Origin of the sequence: Chamaesiphon polymorphus CCALA 037 (assembly GCF_003003845.1) — a bacterium.
GTDB lineage: Bacteria > Cyanobacteriota > Cyanobacteriia > Cyanobacteriales > Chamaesiphonaceae > Chamaesiphon > Chamaesiphon polymorphus.
On the sequence record NZ_PVWO01000715.1, the window covers coordinates 1 to 2254 of the forward strand.

Here is a 2254-nt window from a genome sequence, read left to right on the forward strand (position 1 = left end):
TCGATTATCCACTATCCACTATCCACTATTTACTATCCACTATCCACTATCCCCTATCCCCTATCAACTATCCCCTAATGAAGATATCTCAAATTATTATTAGCTTCTGCCTTGCTTGTATTCTCGTCCTTGCCTGTGCGACTCAAGCAATGGCTTTTTGTGGTTTTTATGTCGGTGGAGCTGATGCCAAATTATTTAATAAAGCATCGCAAGTAATCATCGCACGTAATGGCGATCGAACCATTTTAACAATGGCAAACGATTTCCAAGGAGCCATCAAAGATTTTGCAATGGTGGTACCAGTTCCAGTTGCAATTAAAAAAGAACAAGTCCACGTTGGCAAACGCACTACGATCGAAAAATTAGATGCCTTCAGTCAACCGCGACTAGTCGAGTATTTCGATCCCGATCCTTGCGCGACTACACAATTGAATGAATCAGCAGCAGATAGTAGAGCAGTACCGTCGGCGGCTGCACCTATCGAAAGAGCTAGAAAAGTTCGAGGCAATTTAGGCGTAACAGTCGAAGATACTTTTAAAGTAAATGAGTATGATATTGTCGTTCTTAGTGCCAAGCAATCTGATGGTTTAGAAACATGGCTGCGGCAAAATGGCTATAATATTCCTAAAGGTGCGAGCGAATTACTAAGTCCATACATCAAACAGAAACTCAAATTCTTTGTCGCCAAAATCGATCTCAAAGAATTCGATAAATCTGGCTATCAAGTACTGCGTCCGCTGCAAATCGCTTACGAATCGCCTAAATTTATGCTCCCGATCCGCTTGGGGATGATTAATTCTCGCGGCGAGCAAGATTTAGTTGTTTATGTACTTTCTCCTAAAGGACGAGTCGAATTGACAAATTATCGGACTGTAAAAGTCCCAACCGATAAACCAGTTCCAGTGTTTGTTAAGTCAGAGTTTGGAGATTTTTATAAAGCAACGTTTCAACGCATCTACGAGCGCGAACAGAAAAAAGTGGCCTTCTTGGAATACGCTTGGAATGTATCTAACTGCGATCCTTGTTCGAGCGAACCGCCAAATCAAACCGAATTAAAAGAAGCTGGTGTATTTTGGGGTAATGATGGCAATACATCGAGCCAGCCGATAATTCGATCGCGTCGCCCGATGGCGTCAAGCGGTACTTTCATTACACGGATTCACGTTCGTTATACTCGTAATAAATTCCCTGAAGATTTAATGTTTCAAGAAACTGGCAACCAAGAAAATTTTCAAGGTCGTTATGTGATGCGTCATCCATTTAAAGGCAATCTCAATTGTGACGCTGGTAAAAGATATCAACAGACTCTCCAAGCGAGATTGGAGCAAGAAGCGGGCACTTTAGCCAATCTAACTGGCTGGAGTATTCGCGATATCTACACCAAGATGGACTTCTCCATTACTCAGCCCAAAAAAGCTGATGGCAATACTCCATTTTGGCGCAATGTTTGGAGCGATAAATAATCATTACTGGTGCAAGATCTGAGACAAGACAAGATAATCTAAATGTACTAGTGCTTGGTGTGGATACCCTAGGTATCCACACCTCGACTTCACTCGGCACAAGTCAGAGCATTCGTTTCAACTTAATGAAAGCGACACCAAGCTTAGGGATTAGGACGGGAGAATAAAACGAGGAGCACCCACGATTTGCTTGAGTTGACATCAGTGTTCTCCGCCTCCCTGCTTTTTCCCTATCTAACAACAAACGATCGCCCTAGCAATGCTTGCGGTAAAATTGAATGGAAAGTTCTCTGTAAGGCAGTGTAGGCGATCGATATGGTAGAAGAATCCGCAGAAAATGTAGCTCCCGCAGCCGCAGGGAAAAAAGCTAAACCAGCCGCTGAGGAAGCACCTGCAACTGACTCTGCGGCACCGCCCAGCGGCGAAAAAAAGGTGCCTCCCAAGAAGGAAAAACCCCCCGCAGTTGAAGCCAAGCCCTTTGCTGAATTTATCCAACAAGACTACATTCCCGCCCTCACCCAAGCTCTCGCCGACAAAGGAGTCACCGATCTCCAGATCGCTCTAGAGCGGGCAAAAATAGCCATTAAGGGCTATGAAACCGAGCCAGAGTGTTCTCAAGTCATCGGTCGTTGGAGTGACGGCAACCGCCAATTTAACGTCTATTTATTCGAGGATAATATTCAAGGCGCGCGGGCATTTTCTTGCACCGATGGCGGACATCAAGCTAGCACGCTCGAAGCCTTCTTAATCGACGAACGCAAAATTACTCTCGATCTGATGGTGTCTGGAGT

The 2254-nt window shown here is 44.6% G+C and carries 2 protein-coding genes; both read left to right on the forward strand.

The annotated features are described in order from the left end of the window. Nucleotides 1-77: 77 nt before the first annotated feature. On the forward strand, nt 78-1463 hold the full coding sequence (locus tag C7B77_RS28615) for a DUF2330 domain-containing protein (RefSeq protein ID WP_106313070.1): 1386 nt from the start codon (nt 78-80) through the stop codon (nt 1461-1463). Between the two features lie 315 nt (nt 1464-1778). Further along, the coding region (locus C7B77_RS28620; protein ID WP_106313067.1) for a DUF2996 domain-containing protein at nt 1779-2254 on the forward strand (476 nt) is incomplete at its 3' end.